The organism is Lentimicrobium sp. L6, assembly GCF_013166655.1.
Lineage (GTDB): Bacteria > Bacteroidota > Bacteroidia > Bacteroidales > UBA12170 > UBA12170.
This window is the reverse complement of the sequence record NZ_JABKCA010000160.1, coordinates 1-2,050: the sequence shown is the minus strand read 5'-3', so window position 1 is coordinate 2,050 and position 2,050 is coordinate 1. Positions and strand designations below refer to the sequence as shown.

The 2,050-nt window shown below is 37.0% G+C and carries 2 protein-coding genes; both read right to left on the bottom strand.

Going from position 1 to position 2,050, the window contains the following annotated elements; all coding sequences use genetic code 11:
* Positions 1-170: 170 nt before the first annotated feature.
* Positions 171-635, bottom strand: a complete 465-nt coding sequence (locus HNS38_RS19965) for a pyridoxamine 5'-phosphate oxidase family protein (RefSeq protein ID WP_172346997.1) — start codon at positions 633-635, stop codon at positions 171-173.
* Positions 636-705: 70 nt separating this feature from the next.
* Positions 706-1,917 carry a S8 family serine peptidase gene (locus tag HNS38_RS19960; RefSeq protein ID WP_172346996.1) on the bottom strand — a complete coding sequence of 404 codons (1,212 nt, stop codon included), beginning with the start codon at positions 1,915-1,917 and terminating at the stop codon, positions 706-708.
* Positions 1,918-2,050 lie beyond the last annotated feature (133 nt).

The window sequence follows — 2,050 nt, the reverse complement described above, 5'->3', positions numbered from 1 at the left end:
AATTTTGAGCAACAAATTGAAAGAGCTTTTTGCTTAAGTTAACGCTAATGCCCCAGGGGGTGGTGGAAGAAAACAATAGGAATTTCAATGATAACTCCGAACTGATTTTTTCCACCCCTTGGGGTCGGGGAAAGAAAAAATCAATAATTAGATGTTTAACATTTTCTTTTTTACTCCCCTCCCGACTGCTTTCCACTCATCTCCAAAATCTCAATTTTCCAAAGCTTTACATTTTGAAGCATCTTTTCCTCAAAAGCCCAGGTTTTTCCAGAATAATGCTTCATAATTTCATTAATGGCATAATCTTTCTCTTCAAAAGTTGCTAATTCTTTCATATTGCCATAGCCAATCACACTTTTAAAAGCAGCGGTCCATTTACAGGCAATTACTGGGTCTGTAATAGTTTTTACATCTGCTTCAAATTCAAAGCATACATATTCGTTCTTCATAAGGAAATCTATTTTTCTTCCTCTTATAGCAGTATGAACGTAAATATGCTTCTCGTCGTAGCCAAATGATACTGGTGTTATATAGGGGATATTATTATCAGCATAGGCTATTCTACAAACCTCCGTACTTTTTATGATTTGGTCTATTTCTTCTCTGCTATTTATCTTTTTGTCGTCTCTTCTCATGTCTCAAAGATACTTTTTTCCATAAAAAAAGCGGGAATAAATCCCGCTTCCATATATTTTTAAATAGATGCTATAAATGAGCTATATCATCTGCATTTCCATCGGGATCGTTATTTACAGTTCCTGAGGTAGAGGGGTTTCCATTGGTCATTAATAAAACACCACAAACATGAGGTGTGGCCATTGAAGTACCGCTCATGGTTGTATATCCACCTCTTTTATAACAAGAATATACAGATACACCTGGAGCACATAAGTCTACAGGAGGATTTCCATAGTTGGAGAAATAGGCAAAGTCATCGTTGATATCCATGGCAGAAACGGTCCAAACATTTGTTCCATTTATTCTTCCTGGACTAGGCTGAGGTGAATTATAAGTATGTAATCCATCATTTCCAGCCGCTAGAGCAAAGAAGATACCATTTGAAGCAGCATTCACAACTGCATTATCCAATGCACTAGAAGCAGGATAACCAACACTCATATTGGCAACATCTCCTGCGCTTGCATTGGCACCAACATAATCAACACCGGCAATACAATCAGAAACTCCTCCATAACCTCTTCTGTCTAATATTCTAACAGCAACAACCGGTGCGCCAGCTGCAACCCCAATTACCCCAAAATTATTATCTATAGCAGCAATAGTTCCAGCACAATGAGTACCGTGTCCATGACCATCATCAGGATTGTTTTGACCGAATGCTACACTTCTGGCAACATCTACATTTAAATCTGGATGATCTAAATCGATTCCAGTATCTAATATCCATGCAGAATTGGAACCTGAATAAGTAGCACCTCCTCCAACTCTAGTGATTCCATAAGGAAGTGTCTGTGTAGTAGTACCTCCTCCTCCACCTGGATTTCCACCTGGTTTCTTTAATATCACATAATGATCTTGCTCCATGTAAATGACTCTTTCATCTTTTTCAATAAGACTTGCTTGTTCAGGGCTTAATTCTGCAGCAAAACCTCTAATGGCATGACTATAGGTTGCAGTAATACTTCCACTTTTCAATCCTGAAGCAGAAAGAATATCTTGAGCTATTAATTTGACTTCTTTTTGACCAACTTCATAAGACACTGTGCTTTTTAAATTTGCATCATCCATTACAATGATATACTTCCCCGGTATAACATCTCCATTGGAAATCCCCATTAGGTTTTCCGCTTCAATTGTTGCTTGTTTTACTTCCTTTATAGTTTCATCTTTTTCACAAGATACTACTACAAAAACCAAAGCCAACAATAGGCTTTTTACAATGATTTTTCTTGACATAAGTAATTGTTTTTAGGTTTAATTCGTTTAGATAATTCTAAAAATGCTATTTAGAATGACTCAAAATTAGCAAAATATACTGGATATACCGGCGTTATTGTGCCAGTCATACCGACGTTATTGTGCCAGTGTG